The following is a 23139-nucleotide window of genomic DNA, read 5'->3' as shown; positions in this document are numbered from 1 at the left end:
TTTATCACCTCTTCCCTTCATAGCCTCTTTTAAACCGCCACACGTCTTTTGTATACACAATTCGAACTTTTTGAAAACGCGATCAACATATTGCAACCCCTTATGTTCAATGCTATCTTTTTAGTTGATTAACAGATTGGGGGAACTATAGGTGAAATCATTCATGCAATCCAAAGCCGTTATATTTAGTTTCACAATGGCTTTCTTTCTTATATTGGCAGCCTGTTCCGGCAAAAATGAAGCCGATTCCAAGGATACAGGCTGGGAGCAAATCAAGGACAAAGGGAAAATCGTAGTCGCTACATCAGGTACGCTCTATCCCACTTCTTATCACGATACCGATTCGGGTTCCGATAAGCTGACGGGCTACGAGGTTGAAGTTGTTCGTGAAGCGGCAAAACGCCTGGGACTGAAGGTTGAGTTCAAGGAGATGGGCATTGACGGGATGCTGACAGCGGTGAACAGCGGACAGGTTGACGCAGCTGCAAATGACATCGATGTGACAAAGGACCGCGAGAAGAAGTTCGCATTTTCCACTCCATATAAATATTCATACGGTACAGCAATCGTGCGTAAAGACGATTTATCCGGGATTAAAACGCTAAAGGATTTAAAAGGGAAGAAAGCGGCTGGTGCGGCAACGACCGTCTACATGGATGTCGCGAGAAAATATGGCGCCAAAGAAGTGATTTATGATAATGCGACCAACGAGCAATATTTAAAAGATGTCGCCAACGGACGCACTGATGTTATTTTAAACGACTATTACCTGCAGACACTTGCGCTCGCGGCATTCCCGGATCTCAACATTACAATTCATCCTGACATCAAGTACATGCCGAACAAACAGGCCCTTGTCATGAAAAAAAGCAATGCGGCACTTCAGAAAAAGATGAACGAAACATTGCAGGAAATGAGCAAGGACGGCACTTTGACTAAGCTGTCGAAGCAATTCTTCAATAAAGCAGACGTATCAAAGAAACTGGATGTCGACGTTCAAGACGTTGATTTGTAATTGGACGCCATGATCAATAGTATTCAGTGGGACTATATTTTCAACACGAAGCTGGCCATTGAATCGTTTCCTTATGTTATAAAAGGCATTGGATATACGCTGCTCATCTCTTTTGTGAGTATGTTTGCGGGTTCGGTGATCGGCCTGTTCATATCACTCGCCAGAATGTCTCAGCTTGCGTTGTTAAGATGGCCGGCGAAGCTCTATATCTCATTTATGCGGGGCGTTCCGATTTTGGTAATCTTATTTATCCTATATTTTGGATTCCCTTACATCGGCATTGAATTTTCCGCCGTCACGGCCGCTTTAATCGGTTTTAGCCTTAACAGCGCTGCCTACATTGCGGAAATTAACCGTTCAGCCATTTCATCTGTTGAAAAAGGACAGTGGGAAGCTGCATCCTCTCTCGGCCTTTCCTATTGGCAGACGATGAGGGGCATCATTTTGCCGCAGTCGATCCGTATTGCGCTACCTCCGCTGGCCAATGTATTGCTCGATTTAATCAAAGCGTCCTCTCTCGCTGCGATGATCACAGTGCCGGAATTGCTCCAGCATGCGAAAATCATCGGAGGCAGAGAGTTTGATTACATGACCATGTATATTCTGACCGCTCTCATTTATTGGGCCATCTGCTCAGCAGCGGCCGCTTTTCAGAATATCCTTGAGAAAAAATACGCTCATTATGTTTAAACAAACGTTTCATTAAAAAAGCCGCTCCGCAGGAGCCGGCTTTTTTCTATTGATTCAACTTCCACTTGAACGGGTCCTCAAACAGCGACCAGTCGGAATCAAATTCGTACTCAGTCAGCAGGCATTGATCAAGCTCTTTCGTGATGGCTTCTTCATCCAAGTCGGTTCCAATAAACACTAGCTGCGTCAGCCGGTCGCCGAATTCCGGATCCCAGTCCTCCAAAATTTCCGGTTCTTGCTGTTTGACTTGCTCCTGCTCAAGCTTTGGCAACGCCGCCACCCAGTACGATACAGGCTCAATCGTCACTGACGGCCCGGCTTGCGACATCAGCAAAGCGAGGTTATGATGTGAGGCGCACCAGACGATCCCTTTTGCGCGGACCACGTTCTTTGGCATTTGATCCATCCAGCGATAAAATCGTGTGGAATGAAACGGCAAACGTCTCTTATACACAAATGAAGAGATGCCGTATTCTTCTGTTTCCGGAGTGTGCTCCGTATGGCCTGCCGTCAGCTCTTGAATCCAGCCGGCCGATCCGCTCGCTTCCTCGAAATTAAATAACCCTGTATTCAAAATCTCCTGCGGCTTTACATTTCCTTTGACGGAACGTATAAATTTGGCCCTTGGCTGCAGTTTGCGAAGGACTTGTTCAAGCTGTTCGAGCTCTTGCTCGCTGACCAAATCACATTTATTTAAGATCAGAACATCGCAAAACTCGATTTGATCGATTAAGAGGTCGGCAATGTCTCTTTCATCCTCTTCCCCCAGTGCTTCTTTGCGGTCCAAAAGACTATCGCCTGACTGGTAATCATGCCAAAAACGGTTGGCATCAACCACTGTCACCATCGTATCCAGCTGACAGAACTTTGTAAGGTCGATCCCCATCTCTTCGTCAATATAAGAAAAAGTCTGGGCTACTGGGATCGGTTCACTGATTCCTGTCGATTCGATTACGATATAATCAAACCGCCCGTCTTTTGCCAGCTTCTCGACTTCAATTAATAAGTCTTCGCGAAGCGTACAGCAAATGCAGCCGTTTGACATTTCCACTAGTTTTTCATCTGTTCTGGAAAGGCCGCCTTCCTGCTTAACCAATCCCGCGTCAATGTTCACCTCGCTCATATCGTTGACGATGACTGCTATTTTTAAGCCTTCACGATTTTGCAGAATGCTGTTCAGCAATGTTGTTTTTCCTGCGCCAAGATAACCGCTCAGTACGGTAACCGGAATTTTTTTCATGATAATGTTCCTCCTTATAAAATAGAATGATTACGATTTAAATCGTATGCTTCGCCGTATGTGTAATGGTGTAGGCAGCTTTTCGCGCTCCGGAAATATTCCTCGCTGTCGGCCCGATTTCCAACTCAGCAAAGGCTCCCATCACATATAATCCTTTTCCCCATTGCAAATCCTTGCCGACAATCGGAAAACCGCATCCTGCACATGGCAGCTGCTCCGCTTCTGCCGCTCGCTGCACCCACTTGAACCGGCTGATGTCCGAGGTAAAACCTGTTGCCAATGCGATACGCTCGAATTCGTATGGCGATTCGCTGTACCTGCCATGTATCTGCAACTTGCCGTCATCTGTTTTTTGGCAAGCGTCCATTTCATCGTGAATAACTTTTATTCTGCCCTCTTCCCTATAGACAGCAAGCGTTCTTGAAATGTCCTTTGGAAAAGAGCCGCGATGTCTCGCGCTTGTGATCCATTGCCTTCTCTTTTGATAGTTTGACGTTTTACTGAATGCTTTCATATATTTCGGACCAAGCCACCCCGGATCACTGTCAAAGTCATAGATTCGGAACGGATGCCTCACCAGCATCGTGACATCATGGCCGTCATCGGCGAGTTTTATGGCGTAATGAGCCGCCGTTATCCCTCCGCCTACAACTGCCATTTGTACACTTTCATTACTTACATCATGCACCTTTCTATCAAACACATGATAAATGCCGTCATTCTGAAATGGTTTTGCCCACTCCGGCCAAGAAGGCTGATGAGAAAAGCTCATGGCTAAAACCACTCGTTCACCTGTGATTATTCCGGCGGCATCTGTCTCTGCTTCCCACAACCCATTTTTCCTCCTCAAATCTGTCACTGTGCCTGTTTTCCATGCTTGTTCAATATGTATCTCATCCAGCACAGTCTCGCAGTGCTGATTAAAGAGTGACAGCGAAGGCCTCTTATACCTTCCAAAGAACACGTCCGGCCATTGGCTTTTATCCGCATACATTTGCAGGCTGAATGGCTCTGTGTCCACGTGATGAACTGATGGAGAGCGCAAGTATTTCATCTGAATGCGGCCCGTGTTTCGTTTCCAGCATTCAAGCGGCCGTTCATGGGGATCAATGACAGCAAGATCCTTAATCGATGCCTTTCCGCTTTTCACCAGATGCACAGCCAAGGTTGTGCCTTGGATGCCGCCGCCGATGATCAGCCATTTATACATGGGAGAATCTCCTCTCTACAAAGCGTAATTGTTACGATTTAAATCGTATGTTCTTTTTTCCTTTTTGTCAACCGCTTTTTCGTTCAGCTGATCACAACCTTTGTATGTTCAGGGATGTTTTCATATATCCATTTTGCATCTGGGATGGTCAGCCTGATGCAGCCATGTGATGCTTGCATTCCTAGCTTTTCTGCTTCTTTTTCGATGACTTTTTTATCCTTTGTCATTGGCACACTGTGAAATAAAAATTCGCCATGGTTTTTCCATGAGACCCAGTACTCCGCACCTTCCTGGTATCCTTCGGAGAAGAACCATTCTCCCCGTTCAGGCTCTACATAAAAGGTGCCCTTTGGCGTAGCGTCATCCTTTGTTTGATCAAGTCCTGACGAAACTATCATTGTATAGATGGTATTGCTTCCTTCTTTGATGTAAGCCTTCTGTTCTTTCACGTTCACATCAATCCAGACCTTCTTCTGCTTGATATTCGGAAATTCACCGCCAGAAGGCTTAGTCCAATCAATGCTTGTTTTTTCTGGCTTTCGGGCGGGCGTTATGTGCTCGTCCGTTTTCTTCGTATTTGAACTTGCGGGTTCTTCCTCATGATGAGAACATGCTGACAGCAGGCTGGCCGACATAAGAACTGTACTAATTAATAATGAGCATTTCATATTTTATCCACCTGTTTCAAAAAACGCAGCTTCGCATAGGCATCGTGGAGATGGATTGACTCTTCATTGCGGCATTCTATCTCAAAGGCTGACACCCATTCAAGCTCATACAAATCCGCGGCAATCAGCCGGGCGAGATCCTCAACAAATCTCGGGTTTTCATATGCCGTTTCCGTCACGGCTTTTTCATCAGGGCGCTTCAGCACCGGATGCAGTCTCGCGGATGCATTTGATTCTGCGGTGTGAAGCAAATCGGCTTTAAAATCGCTTGGTAGCGATGAGGCCGGACGAATATCCGCCAAAATGCTGACCGTTCCCCTCTGATTATGGGCACTATACTCACTGATTTCCTTGGAGCAAGGGCACAGCGTCGTTACTTTCGCTGAGATGCCGGCACGCTGTTCAAACGGCTCATCTTCGCGATAGGTGACAGACATCAATATGTCAGCATGCATCAGACCCGCTTTCTCAAGCTTCGGGCTTTTCCGTTCAAAAAACCATGGAAACCGCACGTCGACTGAAGCAGAGGTCTGGCCCATGTTTTCTGCAAGCTCTTTTGTAAATTGCTGCAGAGAGGAAAATGAGAGAATCCAGCCGTTTTGATGATAGATTTGCAGCAGCTCTGTTAACCGGCTCATGTTTATCCCCTTCTGATGTCTTTGCAAATCACAAGTCATTGTAAAATTCGCAGCCGTTGTTTGCTCAGCTGGCATCATGGCAGAAGTGATTGTGACTGGATGGGACACATTAGCAACACCTACCTGCTGAATGTCAAAAAAATAATCCTTCCTGATATTTTGCAGATCCTTCATTTTCTCTTTTTCTACAGGCTTCTCGCCTTTCATCGGACTGACCGACCCAAAGTATCGAAGGCGCTCCGGTTTTCCCGGAAGCAGCGTGTGTTGTTTCAATCAGAAAACTCCTCTCGTTAGATAAATCGTAATAATTACTATTTATTTTGATCGGTTCACTGATTAAAATCAAGAGAAAATAAAAAAGACACGCACAAATGCGTGTCCGTCACAACCTAAACATCCGCCGGGCTGCTTTCCGCGCTCCAGCTTTTTCTCCAGTAATAGCCTGCGGCAAGCACGAGTGCAAATGCCAGCAGCGCGATACAAGAAAACGTGATAAAACCGATAGCATATGTGCCTGTCATCTGCTTTAAAGATCCTAAGATATTAGGCAGGAAAAAACCTCCGATGCCTCCGGCCGCACCGACGATTCCCGTCACCATGCCGATTTCTTTGCGGAAGCGCTGCGGTACGAGCTGGAATACGGCTCCGTTGCCCATTCCGAGCCCCATCATTCCGACAAACAAAAGAACGATGACCATTGAGAGCGACGGCAGGCTGCTGACCCCGGCCATACACAGAGCCACGATGACAAACAAGACAGAAAGCACCTTTGTGCCGCCGACACGATCTGAAATCCAGCCGCCGACAGGCCGGAAAAAGCTCCCCGCCGCCACACATAATGTGACAAAATCACCTGCGTGAATTTTTGACAGCTGGTATTGATCGACGAAGAAAATAGATAAAAAGCTTGATAGTCCGACAAATCCTCCAAATGTAACGCTGTACAGCAGGCAGAAAAACCATGTTTCCTTTTGCCCGAACACATGCAGATAGTTTTTGAGCGGCTGCGGCGCTGGCTGTGCAGGAGAATCCTTTGCCATGGATACAAAAAGAACGAAGACGATCAATAAAGGAATAAGCGCAATTCCCATGACAATGTGCCAGCCGAACTGCTCTGCCAGACGCGGGCCAAACAGGGTTGCAAACAACGTGCCGCTGTTCCCCGCACCGGCAATTCCCATCGCAAGCCCCTGCAAATGAGGCGGATACCACCTGCTGGCCATAGGGAGCGCCACAGCAAAACTCGCCCCCGCCACACCAAGCAGAATCCCGATGGCATACAGCTCAGACAGCGACCGGCCGCCAAATGTCCCCCATAACAGCGGAATCATTGTCACGAGCATTCCGATTACAGCTGTTTTTTTCGGTCCGATTCTGTCCGTTAAAATACCTAAAATGATGCGAAAAACAGACCCTGATAAGATCGGCACAGCCACGATAAGCCCTTTCTCAAAAGGAGACAGGCCAAAATCCTGAGAAATATAAACCCCCAGCGCCCCAAGCATAACCCATATCATAAAGCTCACATCAAAGTATAAAAAGGAACAGAGCAAAGTAAGTGGATGACCGCTAGTTTTCAGTTCCGACAGCTTCATAAGATTCCCCTTTCTTGACCCTCAATTATTTTACATTTTCTGAATCAAGGATATATGACCATTTTTTTCTGGAAAAGACATGTGTAAGTTTTTGTGACATGTTTAATGCGTTAACAATGCATTGTGACATATTTTTTAATAGGAGAGTCAAAGGAGGTCTGGCACATGAAGAAGCAAAGATTGGTGTTAGCCGGAAACGGAATGGCCGGAATCCGCTGTATTGAAGAAGTATTAAAGCTGAATCGCCACATGTTTGAGATTGTCATTTTCGGAAGCGAACCGCATCCCAACTACAATCGCATTCTTTTATCCTCTGTATTGCAAGGTGAGGCGTCACTCGATGACATTACACTGAACAGCAAGGATTGGTACGACAAGCACGGAATTACGCTTTACATGGGCGAAACAGTTATTCAAATCAATGCAGATCAGCAGCAGGTCATCACAGATCGGAAACGCACTCTGTCGTATGACAAATTAATAGTGGCAACAGGCTCCTCCCCTCATATTCTCCCCATCTCCGGGGCGGACAAAGAAGGTGTCTATGGATTTCGAACAATAGAAGACTGCCAAGCGTTGATGAGCATGGCTGAGCACTATCAAAAGGCAGCAGTGATCGGAGCCGGCTTATTAGGACTGGAAGCAGCTGTTGGTTTACAGCATCTCGGCATGGATGTCAGCGTCATTCACCACTCCGCCGGCATCATGCAAAAACAGCTTGATCATACGGCATCGCGGCTGCTGCAAACGGAACTGGAACGGAAAGGCTTAACCTTTCTTTTGGAGAAAGACACCGTATCCATTTCTGGCATCTCTCGGGCAGACGGCATCCGTTTTAAAGACGGATCTTCACTGAAGGCAGACTTGATTGTAATGGCTGCTGGCGTGAGACCGAATATTGAATTGGCTGTATCAGCCGGAATCGCAGTAAACCGCGGGATCATCGTGAATGACTACATGCAGACAAGCAAACCGAATATCTATGCCGTTGGCGAATGCGCCGAGCACAACGGAACAGTGTACGGATTGGCTGCACCCCTTTATGAGCAGGGAAAAGTTCTCGCCAAACATATTTGCGGCATTCCATGTGAGGGATATGAAGGCTCAGCGCCATCTGCAGCTTTAAAAATAGCCGGTATTGATGTGTGGTCAGCCGGAAAGGTTCACGAAGACGAACACACGACGAGCATCAGCATCTGCGATGAACAAGCAGGCATCTATAAAAAAGCACTCTTTGAGGATGACAAACTGGCCGGCGTTATTTTATTCGGAGACACGCGTGACAGGCAGCGATTTCTCGACAGCCTGCTTAAACAACGAGACATCTCCATTGTCAAAAAGCAGATCTTTACACCAGAGAAAACCGGCACATTTTTTGAATCCATACCCTCCAGTGAAACGATTTGCCAATGCAACTCAGTGACGAAAGGCGCAATTGAAGAAGCGGTACACACAAAAGGCTTAACAACTGTTACGGAAGTCAGGCACTGCACCAAAGCATCCGGCTCCTGCGGAGGATGTAAGCCGCTCGTTGAAGATCTTTTGAAGCACATGACCAGCGGCGAATATACAGGGCCCGCACGCACGCCTTCGTTTTGCGGCTGCACCGATTTTACAGAAGACGGCATTATCGCTGAGCTTCAGCGCAGGCCATTCTCTGGTCCGGCAGAAGCGATGAGCCAGCTTGGCTGGAAAACGAAGAACGGATGCAGCAAGTGTGTCCCTGCGATTCAATACTATCTGGAAATGCTGCACCCTGGTTTTGTTCAGCCTGAATCAGCCGCCGAAGATACATACATCCTGATTCCGCAAATGTACGGCGGGCGGACGGATGCGGAGCAGCTAAGAAACATCGCTGACATCGTCGAGGCATACAGCATTCCTGATGTATCCATCACTCACGGCCAAAGACTGAAGCTTTCCGGGATTAAGCCTGCGGATCTCCCGAACATTAAAAAGGACCTGAAAATGCCCATTTGCTCCAATGAACACCGCCGCACGCTGCAAAGTGTCAGCGCATGTACATGCGGACAAAACCGATCGATTCAGGAGCTGGCAGCCCGGATTGAGAGACAGCTTGAGTTGCTTTCCATGCCTGCCTATATTTCTGTCAGCTTATCATGTGAAACAGACTGCACCGATGCTGCCATACAAGATTTCGGTGCGGTTCGGACGCCAGCTGGCTGGGACATTTACATCGGCGGCATCCGGGGAACCCATGCCCGGAGCGGAACTCTGTTTTGCGTGACAGACACCGCAGACAGCACTGCCCGCATGATCAAAGGACTAATCCAGTATTACCGGGAAACGGCTCATTACGTAGAAACCGTACATCAGTGGATGGACCGTCTCGGGATCGTGCATATCAGAGAAGTACTATTTGAAGAGGAGCTAAGGACACAGCTGCTGGAAAGCCTCCAATCCGACCTGTCACTGATTCAAAAACTGCCCCTAGAAACAGGCGCACACAAGAAAGGATGAGGCATTTTGACTGAACGACTGCTTAGATATTTCCGTGAGAAACAGCAAGACATCCAATCAGAAAAAACGTATGACACCCAATGCCCGTTTTGCAGCATGCAGTGCAAAATGCAGCTCGTGGAACAAACCATCGTCACACGGAAAAAATACACAGCAATTGGAATTGACAACCCTACCACACAGGGCCGTTTATGCATGAAAGGTATGAACGCCCATCAGCATGCCCTGAACGCCTCCCGGATCACCCGGCCGCTGCTGAAGAAAAACGGCGAATTTACGCCTGTTTCCTGGGAAGAAGCACTGAATTACATCAAAGACCGAGTGACTCTGATTCATAACGAGCACGGCCGTGATGCCATGGCTGTATACGGAAGCGCATCGATTACGAATGAAGAGGCGTACTTGCTAGGAAAGTTCGCACGGGTGGGCTTACAGACAAAATACATCGACTACAACGGGAGACTTTGTATGTCCGCCGCAGCAACCGCAGCCAACCAAACATTCGGCGCGGACAGAGGCTTAACAAATCCCTTATCAGACATCCCCCACACCCGTGTGATCATTCTGGCCGGCACCAACATTGCGGAATGCCAGCCTACGATAATGCCGTATTTTGAAAAAGCGAAAGAAAATGGAGCTTACATCATTGCCATTGACCCCCGCGAAACAGCGACAACGAAAATCGCCGATCTTCATCTAAAAATTAAACCCGGCACAGACGCCGCCCTAGCCAATGGTCTGGTCAAAATCATCATCGACGAACAGCTCATAAACGAGGATTTCATTCGATCGCGAACAAATGGATTTGAAGAGCTGAAGCAGCATACAGACGCGCTGAGCCTGCATGACATCGCCGAACAGACGAGTGTCCCGCTGGCGCACATAAGAAAAGCGGCCGTAAAGTTTGCCAAGGAAACGTCCGGCATGCTGTTTACCGCCCGCGGGATTGAACAGCAAACCGATGGAACTGCGGCTGTGAAAGCCTTCTTAAACATGGTGCTGATCACAGGAAAGATCGGCAAACCTTACTCGGGCTACGGGGCGATCACCGGACAAGGAAACGGGCAAGGTGCCAGAGAGCATGGCCAAAAAGCCGATCAGCTTCCAGGGTACCGCTCTATTGAAAACGAACAACACCGGGCGCATATTGCGAAAGTGTGGGGAATCCATCAGGACGAACTCCCGCGAAAAGGTGTCTCAGCCTATGAAATGATGGAAAAAATCAACGGCGGCGACATCAAAGGACTGTTTCTCATGTGCTCCAACCCTGCTGTTTCCAGCCCAAATGCGAATCTCGTCAAAAAAGCTTTAAGTAAACTGACACTCTTTGTCGCAATCGATTTGTTTATTTCTGAGTCAGCGGCATACGCAGATGTGATTTTGCCCGCCTCCTCTTACTTAGAAGATGAGGGCACTATGACAAATGTTGAAGGCCGCGTGACATTAAGAGAAGCAAGCCGGCCGTGTCCCGGAGAAGCAAAGCACGATTGGCAGATCATTTGTGACATCGCATCTGCTCTTGGAAAAGGCCATTATTTTTCTTATACGTCAGCAGAGGAGATTTTTAATGAATTAAGAGAGGCAAGCCGAGGCGGACTTGCCGATTATTCAGGCATCACATACGACAGGCTCAGACGTGAAGGCGGGATTCACTGGCCGTGTCCGGAACCTGATCATCCCGGAACCGGGCGCTTGTTTTCGGACACATTTGCACATCCGGACCAAAAAGCGGCATTAAGTGTGATCCCAAACGAACCGTCCGTTCCAAAAGAGAAACCGACAGCCGATTATCCGCTGTATTTAACGACAGGAAGAGTCATGTCCCATTACTTAACAGGCGTCCAAACGAGAAAAAGCGCCGCCCTTGCCGCGAGATATTTTGAATCGTTTATGGAAATCCATCCGCAAACAGCAGCGATTTACAATATTGAGGACCGTGTGCTGGTAACAGTAGAATCGCCGCGTGGAAGCATCACGGTCCGCAGCAAATTATCGGAACAAATCAGAAAAGACACCGTTTTTATTCCCATCCATTGGGCAGACGCTCAAAATGTGAATGATGTAATCGGAGGAGCCTTAGATCCAGCCTCTAAAATGCCTGGTTTTAAGGTATGCGCCGTCCGAATCAGACCTATTTAAATTTTTCATAAAATTTTTAGAACTTTTCGTATATTTTGTTACATTTTATAACATGTATCTTAAATATTTCTTTTTGCTGTGCTACGCTGGAAAAAACATTGATAAGGAGCGGATCATCTGATGGGAAAAAAACAGCTAGTTCTTGTTGGAAATGGAATGGCCGGGGTAAGGGCCATTGAAGAGATACTGAGTGTTTCAAAAGACGAGTTTCAGATCACAATTTTCGGTGCCGAACCGCATCCCAACTACAACCGAATCCTTTTGTCAAAAGTGCTTCAAGGCGATACAGACATCAAAGATATTACGTTAAATGATTGGGACTGGTACGAAGAAAACAATATTCAATTGTATACAAATGAAACAGTCATCAAAGTGGACACGGAAAACAAAACGGTCATCACAGACGCTGACCGAATCCAGCCTTACGACGAATTAATTCTGGCGACAGGCTCTGTTCCTTTTATTCTTCCGATTCCGGGTGCAGACAAAAAAGGCGTTACGGCCTTCCGGGACATAAAAGATACAGACACAATGCTTGCCGCATCAAAAAAATATAAAAAAGCAGCCGTCATCGGCGGAGGACTGCTTGGTTTGGAAGCAGCACGCGGACTGCTGAATCTCGGCATGGACGTATCTGTCATCCATCTCGCCCCATACCTGATGGAACGCCAGCTTGATGCAACAGCAGGGCGCCTGCTGCAAAACGAGTTGGAAAAACAAGGGATGACCTTTTTACTTGAAAAGCAAACCGAAGAAATTGTCGGTGATGGCCGTGTTGAAGGCCTCCGTTTCAAAGACGGCACAAGCATTGAAGCTGATTTAGTTGTCATGGCTGTCGGCATCCGCCCGAATACACTGCTCGGCACAGAAAGCGGCATTCCGGTCAACCGCGGCATCATTGTTAACGATTATATGCAAACTGAAATCCCGCACATTTATGCGGTCGGCGAATGTGCAGAGCACCGCGGAATTGCCTACGGTCTTGTGGCGCCGCTCTACGAACAGGCAAAAGTGCTGGCGAAGCATATTTGCGGCATCGAAACAAAACCGTATGAAGGCTCCGTTCTCTCCACCCAGTTAAAGGTATCAGGCGTCGAGGTCTTTTCTGCCGGAGACTTTGATGAATCAGAGGACAAAAAAGCGATTAAAGTATTCGATGAGCAGGACGGCATCTATAAAAAAATCGTCCTGAGAGGCAACCAAATTGTCGGTGCTGTTTTATTCGGCGACAGCAGCGAGGGCAACCGCCTGTTTTCTATGATTCAAAAAGAAGCCGATATCTCTGAAACCTCTAAAATATCAATCTTACAGCCTCTGAACCAAGAAGCAGGCACAAGCATCACCGCAGCGATGAGTGACGATGAAATCATCTGCGGCTGCAACGGCGTGTCAAAAGGTGACATCATTCAGGCCATACAGGAAAAGGGGTGCTCGTCAACGGACGAGATCAAAGCATGCACCGGTGCATCCCGTTCATGCGGAGGCTGTAAGCCGCTCGTAGAAGAAATCCTCCAGCATACGCTCGGATCAGACTTTGATGCGTCAGCGCAAAAAGAAGCGATTTGCAGCTGCACCACATTGTCGAGAGATGAAGTCGTAGAAGAAATCAAAGCCAAAGGGCTGTCACATACAAGAGAAATCATGAACGTGCTCGGCTGGAAAACGCCAGAAGGCTGCTCCAAATGCCGGCCGGCTCTGAACTACTACTTAGGCATGATCAATCCAACCAAATACGAGGATGAACGGACATCCCGCTTTGTGAATGAACGAATGCACGCCAATATTCAAAAAGACGGAACATACTCAGTCGTGCCTCGGATGTACGGCGGCGTGACCAACTCTACAGATTTGCGCAAGATCGCCGATGTCGTCGACAAATATGAGATCCCTCTCGTTAAAATGACTGGCGGCCAGCGAATTGACCTCATCGGCGTGAAAAAAGAAGACCTTCCGAAGGTATGGGAAGATCTTGATATGCCATCAGGCTACGCATACGGAAAGACACTGCGCACAGTAAAAACGTGCGTAGGCGAGCAATTCTGCCGTTTCGGCACACAAGACTCCATGGCACTGGGCATTGCGCTTGAGAAAAAATTCGAAGGGCTGAACACGCCTCATAAAGTCAAAATGGCCGTGTCTGCCTGCCCGCGGAACTGTGCGGAATCCGGCATTAAGGACCTTGGCGTTGTCGGCATTGACGGAGGCTGGGAGCTTTATGTCGGCGGAAACGGCGGAACACATTTGCGCGCCGGCGATTTGCTGATGAAGGTGAAAACAAATGAAGAAGTGTTAGAATACGCAGGCGCTTACCTGCAATATTACCGGGAAACCGCAAACTATCTGGAGCGTACGTCCGCGTGGCTTGAGCGCGTCGGTTTATCCCATGTCCAATCCGTGTTAAACGATCCGGAAAAACGGCAGGAGCTGAACGACCGAATGAATGAAACACTCTCTGTCCACAAGGATCCTTGGAAGAACTTCCTGGAAAACAAACAAACCTCTAAAGAATTATTCGAAAATGTCGTAACGACATCATAATGGCAAAAAAACAATCATTGAGGAGGAATGGACATGGTAAACAAAGACGTAACAAAAGTATGTATCGGAAAAATTGGAGAATTGCCTGAACAATTAGGCAAAACAGTGTATATTGAAGATAAGGAGCTTGCAGTCTTCAAGCTTTCAAACGGAAGCATCCGCGCCATCGAAAACCGCTGTCCGCACAAGGGCGGCGTTTTGGCAGAAGGCATCGTCAGCGGCGAATATGTTTTCTGCCCGATGCACGACTGGAAAATCTCCTTAGAAGACGGAATTGTCCAAGAGCCGGATCACGGATGCGCCAAAACATACGAAACGCTGATCGAAGGAGAACATGTTTATCTCGTATATTAATCAAAAGACCGGATCACTTTTTTAAGTGACACCCAGATTGTTGGCAAAATCCTAAAACGGGTTATGGTTTTAGGATTTTGTCATCTTTCAGCGTGATAGAAAAGCTTGAAGTATAGGAAGGCCGAGCATCGGAGCAAAGTGAATGTGAAATTCGTGAGCACCGAAGCGCAGGACTGAAAACGAATGTGAAGGTTTGTCGACACGCTGTAGATCACTTTTCAAGTGATCCTTCATTTTTTACAGTGACGGAAGGATGACATGATCATGAAGAACGGAATCGTATATTTCGTGGGAGCCGGCCCCGGCGATCCAGGGCTGCTCACCATCAAAGGAAAACAGGCGCTTGAGAAAGCAGATGTCATTTTATATGACCGGCTCGCCAATCCGAAGCTGCTCGAATTTGCATCACCGGACTGCCAGTTTATTTATTGCGGAAAACTGCCAGACCGCCATTTTATGAAACAAAGAGAAATTAACGCCCTGCTGGTTGAAAAAGCACTAAAGGGCCTAACCGTTGTCCGTTTGAAAGGCGGAGATCCGAGCGTATTCGGCAGAGTCGGCGAGGAAGCAGATGCTCTCCATGAGCACGGCATCCGCTATGAAATGGTGCCGGGGATCACCTCTGGAATTGCAGCGCCGCTATATGCGGGCATCCCCGTCACACATCGGGATTTCGCATCATCTTTTGCCATGATCACCGCGCATGATAAATCATTAAAAGGCACGCCGAATCTCGACTGGGAAGGGCTTGCCCGAAGTGTTCAAACCCTTGTCTTTTACATGGGTGTCAAGAATTTGTCTTATATTTGCCAGCAGCTCATTGCGTACGGAAAATCCCCTTCCGTCCCTGTCATTGTGGTCCAATGGGGAACATGGGGCCGCCAGCGGAGCGTGAAAGGATCACTTGAGAACATTCAGCAAAAAGTTCAGGAGCACCAGATCTCAAACCCTGCCATTATCGTCATCGGAGATATCGTCAACTTTCAGACACACAGCTGGTTTGAAAGCAAACCACTCATTGGCCGGCACATGATGGTTGTCACGCATGGCGATGATGAAGATCCGCTGGCTGACAGGCTGCGTGATTCCGGTGCTGATGTCATTGAATGGCCGAAATGGCGAACTGAAAACATGCCTGTCAATGAAGAGATTCTTCAAAAGATCGGCACCTTTGAATACATGTTCTTCACATCGCGCCGTGCGGTTTGTGAATTTTTCCAAGCGCTGGCTTCCAGGAACATCGACATCCGCCAGCTGGCAGCCCGACTGTGTGCAGCATCTGAATATGCAGAGACGGAGCTTAAAAAACGGGGGTTTCTCGTCTCCGCCATTCAGCCTGATTCAGAAAAAACTCTGGTTGTCGGGAGCCGCCATGCAGTGGAAAACATGCCAAAGCATGAATCCTGTTCGTTTTATATCACTCATGAAAACGTCATAGATGACCGGTTCACCCACATGATTCAGCGTACTATCAGTGAATCCTCGCTGCACATGGTCATTTGCCCGAACAAGCTGTCCGTTCAGCAATTGATCAGTGGTGGTGAACAAATTGGCCTCTCGCCGGAACCGTCAGCAAGCCGCCCCCCTATCGTCTGCATAGGCGATGACTCAGCTGCCGAAGCTTATGGATTCACAGCTGTACAAGAACAGGATGAATTGCTAGCTTTTATTCAGAATCAACAGACGCAGAAAAAGCTCCTTCACAGCTGATGGCTGGCAGCCCTTTTTTCAAGGGCTGTTTTATTTATGCACCAATTTTTTATGATGGGTGGAATACATCGCCATATTCTCGGCCTTAGGGTCCAGATAAGCCTTGGCACTGTTGACCGCTGTCGGGCCTTCCGTAAATCCGCCGGCAATCAATCTCAGCTTGCTTTCATAAAAAGCCGCGTCACCCGCTACAAACACGCCAGGAAGATTCGTCCGCATATGTCTGTCAGCTTTCACCCTGCCTTCTTCAATCTCCAGTCCCCACTCCTTCATCGGCCCAAGATCAATTTTGAACCCATGATTGATGATCAGCTCATCAATTTCTATGTCTTCCCTCTGGCCAGACTCAGTATGACAAACGGTCACGCTTTGGATGCCCTCTTCATCGCCGGTCAGCTGCTCCAGCCGATAGGGAGTAAGCACCCGCACCGATGATTGCTTCATTTTCGTCACGCTGCTTTCCATTCCGCTGAATTCCTCGCGCCGATGAACGAGAGTTACGGATGCCGCAATCGGTTCCAGCTCATTGGCCCAATCGACCGCAGTATCTCCGCCGCCTGAGATCACGACCCGCTTGCCTTTAAATCCATCAAGCTTTTCTACTCCATAATGAAGATTTTTGCCCGCGTACCGGGTTGCATCCTCACTGTCAAACTCATTGACCTCAAGCGTTCCCATGCCGCAAGCCAAAATCACCGTTTTTGTATAGTGCTTTTCGCCTTCAGAACCTGTCAGCACAATCGTGCCGTCATTCAGGCGTTCAAAGCCGGTCACACGCTGATTCAGCACGATATCAGGATCAAACGTTGCGGCCTGCTCTTTCAGCTGTTCGATGAGCTGTTTTCCCGCAATCCCCGGTATCCCTCCGATATCGCGAATGATTTTCTCAGGAAAGAATAAAGACACCTTCCCTCCAAGCCGCGGCAAAAATTCGATCACTTTCGTTTTTAGCTCGCGCATCCCGCAGTAAAAAGCCGTAAACAGTCCGATCGGCCCGCCCCCTATTATCGTAACGTCATATATCTCTTGATTCTCAGCCATCCGTCCTGCCTCCCGTTCACACCTATATCAAATCATTTTAATTGAGAATGAATATCAATACAAAGTATATCATATTTCACGAGCCTGTGTTTATTCATTTCTTCACCTTGTGATCAATTGTTGAAAACCCTATAATAGGCAGAAAACAAATGGGAGTAACAGATGAAAAGACGAGTCGAAACGATCACCTTCGAAGGACATACACTAGAATATTCTGTGGCTGGAAAGGGTGCCCCCATTCTTGTCATGCATGGCGGGCATTCAAATTGTTACGAAGAATTCGGATACACGGCGCTTTTGGAGCATGGGTATTCCATCATCACGCCTTCACGGCCCGGTTACGGACGAACATCAAAAGAGATTGGGCAAAGTCTTGCCAGCGCCTGCCGTTTCTATGTGAAGCTATTAGATCATTTACAAATCGACAGGGCCCATCTGATTGCCATCTCAGCAGGAGGCCCAAGCGGCATATACTTTGCCTCATATGCCCCGGAAAGAGTTAACACTCTGACCCTGCAATCCGCTGTCACCAAAGAATGGCTCACCCCAAAAGACACGGAATACAAAGTTGGGAGGCTTCTCTTCCGCCCGCCTGTGGAAAAGTGGATATGGAAGCTGACTTCTTCCCTGAATAACGCCTTCCCGCGTTTAATGTTTCAAGCCTTAAGCCCGCAATTCAGCACGCTTTCGTTTCAGCGAATCAAGACCCTGATGGACGAAAAAGATATAGAAGCATTTCGGAAAATGAACAGCCGGCAGCGCTCAGGTGAAGGATTTCTGCTGGACTTGTCACAAACCGCCGATTTCTCTTCGAAAAGACTGCAGGCCATCTCATGCCCCGTACTGATTATGCAAAGTGTTTATGATGGATTTGTTGACTTGTCACATGCACATCATGCAAAAGAACACATTCCAGACGCTGCACTCTGTTTGCTTCACACGTGGGGGCACTTGATCTGGCTAGGGAAAGAAGCGGCTCAAACAGACAGCATCATACTCGAATTTTTAGAATCCTAAACAAAGTGAAACGATCCCTCCCCCTCCTCCGTCAAACAAGCAGTGCCTTATTTTCTGGTATCATTAGAGGCAGCTTACCATGAGCGGAGGTTTTATTGTGACAGCACAATCATCTTTTCTTCAGCTGAATTCTATTTTTATCAGCATTTTAATAGAAGCCATTCCGTTTATTCTGATTGGCGTCATCCTTTCTGGAATCATTCAAATGTTTGTTTCTGAAGAAATGATTGCAAGAATCATGCCGAAAAACCGTTTTCTCGCCGTTTTATTCGGTGCGCTGGCCGGCGTTTTATTTCCCGCCTGCGAATGCGGCATCATCCCGATTACGAGGCGGCTTCTGTTAAAGGGAGTTCCTCTGCATGCGGGCGTTGCTTTCATGCTGACCGCGCCTATCATTAATCCTATCGTTTTATTTTCTACTTATATTGCGTTCGGGAACAGATGGAGCGTTGTCTTTTACAGGGGCGGTCTGGCGCTCGCCGTTTCGGTGCTCATCGGGGTCATCTTATCCTATCAATTTAAGGATAATCAGCTGTTAAAGCCTGATGAACCCGGGCACCACCATCATCATCACGGTACCTTGCTCCAAAAACTGGGCGGGACCTTGCAGCATGCCATTGATGAATTTTTCTCCGTGGGGAAATATTTAATCATCGGCGCCTTTATCGCCGCCGCGATGCAGACGTATGTCAAAACATCCACTCTGCTTGCGATCGGGCAGAATGATGTATCTTCTTCCCTCGTGATGATGGGTCTGGCGTTTGTCTTATCGCTTTGTTCGGAAGTCGATGCGTTCATCGCATCTTCCTTCAGCAGCACATTTTCATTAGGATCATTAATCGCCTTTCTCGTCTTTGGTGCAATGGTGGATATTAAGAATCTATTGATGATGCTCGCGGCCTTCAAAAAACGTTTTGTTTTCCTGCTGATTACGTACATTGTCGTGCTTGTCTTAGCGGGATCACTACTGGTAAAGGGGTGATTGGATGTTTCGTTTATTGGTGCTGATGGGATTTACGTTTTTCTTTTATCATCTGCATGCCTCAGGAAACCTAACAAAATATATCAATATGAAATATGCCTATCTATCCTTTATTGCGATCTTCCTGCTGGCCATTTTGACAGCCGTTCAAGCGTATCTATTTATCAAGTCGCCTGAAAAAGGAAGGCATCACCATGATCATGATTGCGGGTGCGGCCATGATCACGAGCATGAACAAAACAAGCCGTTTTATCAGCGGTATTTGATTTATCTTGTTTTTCTTTTTCCTTTGGTGTCTGGCATCTTCTTCCCGATTGCGACGCTTGACTCATCTATTGTCAAAACAAAAGGGTTTTCATTTAAGGCGATGGAAAGCGGAGATCATTACTCCCAAACACAATATTTGCGGCCTGACGCCAGCCTTTATTACGCGCAAGACAGCTATGACAAACAGATGAAACAGCTGTTTGATAAGTATTCCAGCAAAAAAGAGATCTCTCTGACCGACGATGATTTCCTAAAAGGAATGGAAACCATCTATAATTATCCGGGTGAATTTCTCGGACGGACAATTGAGTTTCATGGATTTGCGTACAAAGGAAATGCAATTAACAAAAACCAGCTGTTCGTGTTGAGGTTTGGCATCATTCACTGTATCGCTGATTCCGGCGTTTATGGAATGCTTGTGGAGTTTCCGAAGGACATGAACATCAAGGATGATGAATGGATTCATATTAAGGGGACTCTGGCCTCAGAATATTATCAGCCATTCAAATCAACGCTTCCTGTCGTGAAAGTAACCGACTGGAACACCATTAAAAAACCTGATGATCCGTATGTTTACAGAGGTTTTTAAGTGAAGATGAAACCAGTACAAGTACTGGTTTCTTTTTTATTTCTTTTTCATCAGCATCAAATCAAGATAGAGCTGGCATCGTGTCCTGAAATCGCTTAAATCGATGGACGTCATTTCAGTAATCTGTTTGATGCGGTAATTCAATGTATTTTGGTGAATAAACAGCTGTTCTGCTGCTGGTTTTGTTTTGCAGTTGTTGAGGAGATAGACTTCCAAGGTTTTGAGCAGCTCAGTGCTGCTTTCTTCGTCCTTCGCTTTTAATAAAGCCAAGTCCTTATTCTCGTATTCTAAAAATTCATTTTTCTGTTCAATGCTTTCTAAGTAGCGGTAAATGCCGAGTTTGGCATATTCATATGGAATGTTTTCCTGATTGCCGGTGATTTCTGCGGCTTTGATGACCTCAAGTGCTTCTGTGTAGCTCTTGCCAAGTTTTAATAGGTGATCATATTCGTTTCCGATACCGATATAAATAGGTGTAGGTATTTTTTGAAAGTGAAAATGTGTTAACAGCTTGTTTATGAATTCTGAAGCTGCCGAGGAGACGGAGCTTTTTTGGGAAAAACTCGCTACGACGATGACAATATTTGATTCGATCGTTAAGACATGACTGACTTTATCCCGTAAATTCAGATACGACCTGATATTTTCCTTTAAATCCTCAACCGCTTCCCCATCCCCATTCGCGGCGTGCAGGATGACAACCGAAAACATGGAAGGCAGCACGGTGTTGATCTTTTCAGCCTCCCGCCTAAGTTCCTTCTCAGAGGTGAATTGCTGATAGATCGCCCGTTTGATGAGATCCTCTGCTTTTTCTTCCTTTTCCTGTTTCAGCTTGTTCGTTTTATAAATGATTTTCCCGACATGGAAGGAGGTCTCGTATAAAAAATCAAGCTCTTCGTCTGTCAGATTTTGATCCAGCTCCTGAATCCAGATGTAGCCCATGACTTCCCCTTTGTGCTTCGCACTCACGACCACCCTCTGGTTTAACCCAATGCTTTCAATTTTATTGACGCGAAAAGGCTCAGGTTCTGTTTTCAGCTTTTCAATGATTCCGTCCTTCAGAAACCTCTCAAAGATCTGAACCGGACATTTTTTCGAAAAAATAGTCTGCTGGTTGGCAGAATCAAAATGGTTAATATAGTAAGAATTATAGGCTAACAAAAAGAAATCCGCGCTTTCCAGTATCACTGGTTTTTGCAGTTCATAGCTGATAAAATCAATCAGCTTATCAACATCTGAAAATGAAAAAACTCTCTCTAAAAGCTCTTCCATACCTTTTTCTCCTATACTTTTTTTACTTTAATCATATCCATACGGGGTCTTTTTGTATAGAAAAAAATACGTTTGTTTCCAAAAGAAAAAACAGCCGTTAAAAAGGAGAAAAGAGGAAAAAGGGACAACCCCTTCCTCCTCCTTTCGATCTTTATTGTGACATTGTATCTTGGTAGTCATTGAACTGGTCTGTGACAGCTTGTGACGGAGCCTGCGTCAATACACTGACAACAAAAACAGATAATAGACTCGCAGCAAAACCAGGTATCATTTCATACAGAAAGTCCGAAAGACCGGCATTCGCCCAAATGATTACAGTTGCTGCTCCCACAATCATGCCGGCGAGTGCCCCCCATTTGGTCATTCGTTTCCAAAACAGACTGAGCAGTACAACAGGCCCAAATGATGCACCGAAGCCCGCCCATGCGTAGCTGACCAATCCAAGGATCGTATTGTTTTTCTCCCAAGCCAGCAGTAACGCAACAATTGAAACAGCCAGAACAGCCAGACGGCCCAAAAATACCAGTTCTTTATCAGAAGCTGAGCGTCTGAACATCGACTTATACAAATCTTCTACCAGTGAGCTTGACGTCACAAGCAGCTGAGAAGAAATGGTACTCATAATCGCAGCCAAAATCGCTGAAATCAGAAAACCTGTGATAATTGGATGGAACAAAATATTCCCTAATTGAATAAAAATCGTCTCTGGGTCCTTTAATGTCATACCGCGCTGATGGTAATAAGCGATTCCGCCCAAACCGGTCAGCACTGCGCCGACTGCAGACAAAATCATCCAGCCCATTCCGATTCTGCGCGCTCTTTTGATTTCTTTAACAGACGTTATCGCCATAAAACGCACAATGATATGCGGCTGGCCAAAGTAGCCCAACCCCCAGGCAAACAAAGAAATAATGCCAAGGACGCTTGTTCCTTTGAAAATATTAAACATATCTGGATCAACAGAGCGGATTTCAGTAACTGTTTCACCTGCTCCTCCTGTGTGGAAAAGCGTAACGATCGGAACGAGAATGAGTGCGGCAAACATAATGATCCCCTGAACAAAATCTGTCCAGCTGACTGCCAAAAAGCCGCCAAACAGGGTATATGCCACAACAACACCCGTCACGATCCAGAGGCCGGTGTGATAATCCATCCCCAAGATACTGTTGAATAAGACGCCGCCGGATACCATTCCGGACGATACATAAAACGTGAAAAAGACTAAAATGACAATTCCTGAAAACAGTCTGAGAAGCTTTGTTTGATCTCCAAAGCGATTTTCCAGAAATCCGGGAATTGTAATAGAATTCCCCGCTTTTTCAGTATAGGTTCTCAGCCGCGGCGCAACATAGAGCCAGTTCGCCCACGCCCCAAGACAAAGCCCGAAAACAATCCAAACTCCGCTCAGACCCGTTGAAAACATGGCGCCAGGGAGCCCCATCAGCAGCCAGCCGCTCATATCGGCAGCACCCGCACTGAGAGCGGTTACAGCTGGACCTAAAGAACGTCCTCCCAGCATGTAATCCGTCAGATTCGACGTGCGCTTATAGGCAAAGTAGCCAATCAGCAGCATCCCAGCCATATAAATACAAATCGAGATAATCAGCTGTGTGTTTTCTATGGCACTTCCTCCTCTTTTTTATAGTATATGGATGAAATGGACATCCCCGCAGGGAGGATGCCCATTTAGTCC

At 46.9% G+C, this 23139-nt stretch carries 18 protein-coding genes; 10 read left to right on the top strand and 8 right to left on the bottom strand.

Features of this window, described 5'->3' with window-relative positions; genetic code table 11:
- Nucleotides 1–151 precede the first annotated feature (151 nt).
- Both MOB98_RS04675 and MOB98_RS04670 read left to right on the top strand, forming a co-directional pair.
- Nucleotides 152–1015 (top strand): transporter substrate-binding domain-containing protein, encoded by an 864-nt coding sequence (locus MOB98_RS04675; protein ID WP_268357976.1) that lies wholly within the window; start codon nucleotides 152–154, stop codon nucleotides 1013–1015.
- 9 nt (nucleotides 1016–1024) lie between these two features.
- Complete coding sequence (locus tag MOB98_RS04670) at nucleotides 1025–1705, top strand: amino acid ABC transporter permease (protein ID WP_268357975.1); 681 nt, start codon at nucleotides 1025–1027, stop codon at nucleotides 1703–1705.
- 46 nt (nucleotides 1706–1751) lie between these two features.
- Here the strand turns inward: MOB98_RS04670 and zinU are convergent, their stop codons facing one another.
- The 5 genes from zinU to MOB98_RS04645 all read right to left on the bottom strand — a co-directional run bounded on the left by zinU (nucleotide 1752) and on the right by MOB98_RS04645 (nucleotide 7056).
- The gene (gene zinU / locus MOB98_RS04665) at nucleotides 1752–2945 is read right to left on the bottom strand and encodes a zinc metallochaperone ZinU (protein ID WP_268357973.1); all 1194 of its coding nucleotides are present in this window, start codon (nucleotides 2943–2945) and stop codon (nucleotides 1752–1754) included.
- A 37-nt stretch (nucleotides 2946–2982) separates the two neighbouring features.
- On the bottom strand, nucleotides 2983–4155 hold the full coding sequence (locus MOB98_RS04660; RefSeq protein ID WP_268357972.1) for an NAD(P)-binding domain-containing protein: 1173 nt from the start codon (nucleotides 4153–4155) through the stop codon (nucleotides 2983–2985).
- A gap of 83 nt (nucleotides 4156–4238) precedes the next feature.
- Nucleotides 4239–4823 (bottom strand): L,D-transpeptidase, encoded by a 585-nt coding sequence (locus tag MOB98_RS04655; RefSeq protein WP_268357971.1) that lies wholly within the window; start codon nucleotides 4821–4823, stop codon nucleotides 4239–4241.
- Entirely contained in the window at nucleotides 4820–5734 is a 915-nt protein-coding gene (gene folE2 / locus MOB98_RS04650) for a GTP cyclohydrolase FolE2 (RefSeq protein WP_268357969.1), read from the bottom strand. Before folE2 ends, MOB98_RS04655 begins: the two co-directional genes overlap by 4 nt.
- Nucleotides 5735–5850: 116 nt before the next feature.
- On the bottom strand, nucleotides 5851–7056 hold the full coding sequence (locus MOB98_RS04645; protein ID WP_268357968.1) for an MFS transporter: 1206 nt from the start codon (nucleotides 7054–7056) through the stop codon (nucleotides 5851–5853).
- A gap of 165 nt (nucleotides 7057–7221) precedes the next feature.
- On the opposite strand from MOB98_RS04645, the gene nirB reads away from it, so the two are divergent.
- The 5 genes from nirB to cobA all read left to right on the top strand — a co-directional run bounded on the left by nirB (nucleotide 7222) and on the right by cobA (nucleotide 16278).
- The gene (gene nirB / locus MOB98_RS04640; RefSeq protein ID WP_268357966.1) at nucleotides 7222–9537 is read left to right on the top strand and encodes a nitrite reductase large subunit NirB; all 2316 of its coding nucleotides are present in this window, start codon (nucleotides 7222–7224) and stop codon (nucleotides 9535–9537) included.
- A gap of 6 nt (nucleotides 9538–9543) precedes the next feature.
- On the top strand, nucleotides 9544–11676 hold the full coding sequence (gene nasC / locus MOB98_RS04635; RefSeq protein WP_268357965.1) for an assimilatory nitrate reductase catalytic subunit NasC: 2133 nt from the start codon (nucleotides 9544–9546) through the stop codon (nucleotides 11674–11676).
- A gap of 120 nt (nucleotides 11677–11796) precedes the next feature.
- Entirely contained in the window at nucleotides 11797–14214 is a 2418-nt protein-coding gene (gene nasD, locus MOB98_RS04630) for an NADPH-nitrite reductase (protein ID WP_268357964.1), read from the top strand.
- Between the two features lie 33 nt (nucleotides 14215–14247).
- Entirely contained in the window at nucleotides 14248–14568 is a 321-nt protein-coding gene (gene nirD / locus MOB98_RS04625) for a nitrite reductase small subunit NirD (RefSeq protein WP_268357962.1), read from the top strand.
- 258 nt (nucleotides 14569–14826) lie between these two features.
- The gene (gene cobA / locus MOB98_RS04620; protein ID WP_268357960.1) at nucleotides 14827–16278 is read left to right on the top strand and encodes a uroporphyrinogen-III C-methyltransferase; all 1452 of its coding nucleotides are present in this window, start codon (nucleotides 14827–14829) and stop codon (nucleotides 16276–16278) included.
- A 30-nt stretch (nucleotides 16279–16308) separates the two neighbouring features.
- Here cobA and ffoR read toward each other — a convergent pair whose 3' ends face one another.
- The gene (ffoR, locus tag MOB98_RS04615) at nucleotides 16309–17319 is read right to left on the bottom strand and encodes a ferredoxin--NADP(+) reductase (protein WP_268357958.1); all 1011 of its coding nucleotides are present in this window, start codon (nucleotides 17317–17319) and stop codon (nucleotides 16309–16311) included.
- A 162-nt stretch (nucleotides 17320–17481) separates the two neighbouring features.
- Here ffoR and MOB98_RS04610 point away from each other — a divergent pair, with 162 nt between their 5' ends.
- The 3 genes from MOB98_RS04610 to MOB98_RS04600 all read left to right on the top strand — a co-directional run bounded on the left by MOB98_RS04610 (nucleotide 17482) and on the right by MOB98_RS04600 (nucleotide 20174).
- The gene (locus MOB98_RS04610) at nucleotides 17482–18336 is read left to right on the top strand and encodes an alpha/beta fold hydrolase (RefSeq protein WP_268357957.1); all 855 of its coding nucleotides are present in this window, start codon (nucleotides 17482–17484) and stop codon (nucleotides 18334–18336) included.
- Between the two features lie 97 nt (nucleotides 18337–18433).
- Nucleotides 18434–19318, top strand: a complete 885-nt coding sequence (locus MOB98_RS04605; RefSeq protein WP_268357955.1) for a permease — start codon at nucleotides 18434–18436, stop codon at nucleotides 19316–19318.
- Nucleotides 19319–19322: 4 nt separating this feature from the next.
- Nucleotides 19323–20174, top strand: a complete 852-nt coding sequence (locus tag MOB98_RS04600) for a TIGR03943 family putative permease subunit (RefSeq protein ID WP_268357954.1) — start codon at nucleotides 19323–19325, stop codon at nucleotides 20172–20174.
- A 36-nt stretch (nucleotides 20175–20210) separates the two neighbouring features.
- Here MOB98_RS04600 and putR read toward each other — a convergent pair whose 3' ends face one another.
- Both putR and putP read right to left on the bottom strand, forming a co-directional pair.
- Entirely contained in the window at nucleotides 20211–21446 is a 1236-nt protein-coding gene (putR, locus tag MOB98_RS04595; RefSeq protein ID WP_268357953.1) for a proline utilization transcriptional regulator PutR, read from the bottom strand.
- Between the two features lie 151 nt (nucleotides 21447–21597).
- Nucleotides 21598–23052: a sodium/proline symporter PutP gene (putP, locus tag MOB98_RS04590; RefSeq protein ID WP_419900972.1), complete on the bottom strand. Its 1455-nt coding sequence runs from the start codon at nucleotides 23050–23052 to the stop codon at nucleotides 21598–21600.
- Nucleotides 23053–23139 lie beyond the last annotated feature (87 nt).

It is taken from the genome of Bacillus sp. N13C7, from assembly GCF_026790065.1.
Classification (GTDB): Bacteria; Bacillota; Bacilli; order Bacillales; family Bacillaceae; genus Bacillus.
The sequence above is the reverse complement of the archived record's forward strand: the minus strand, read 5'-3'. Positions and strand labels throughout refer to the sequence as shown.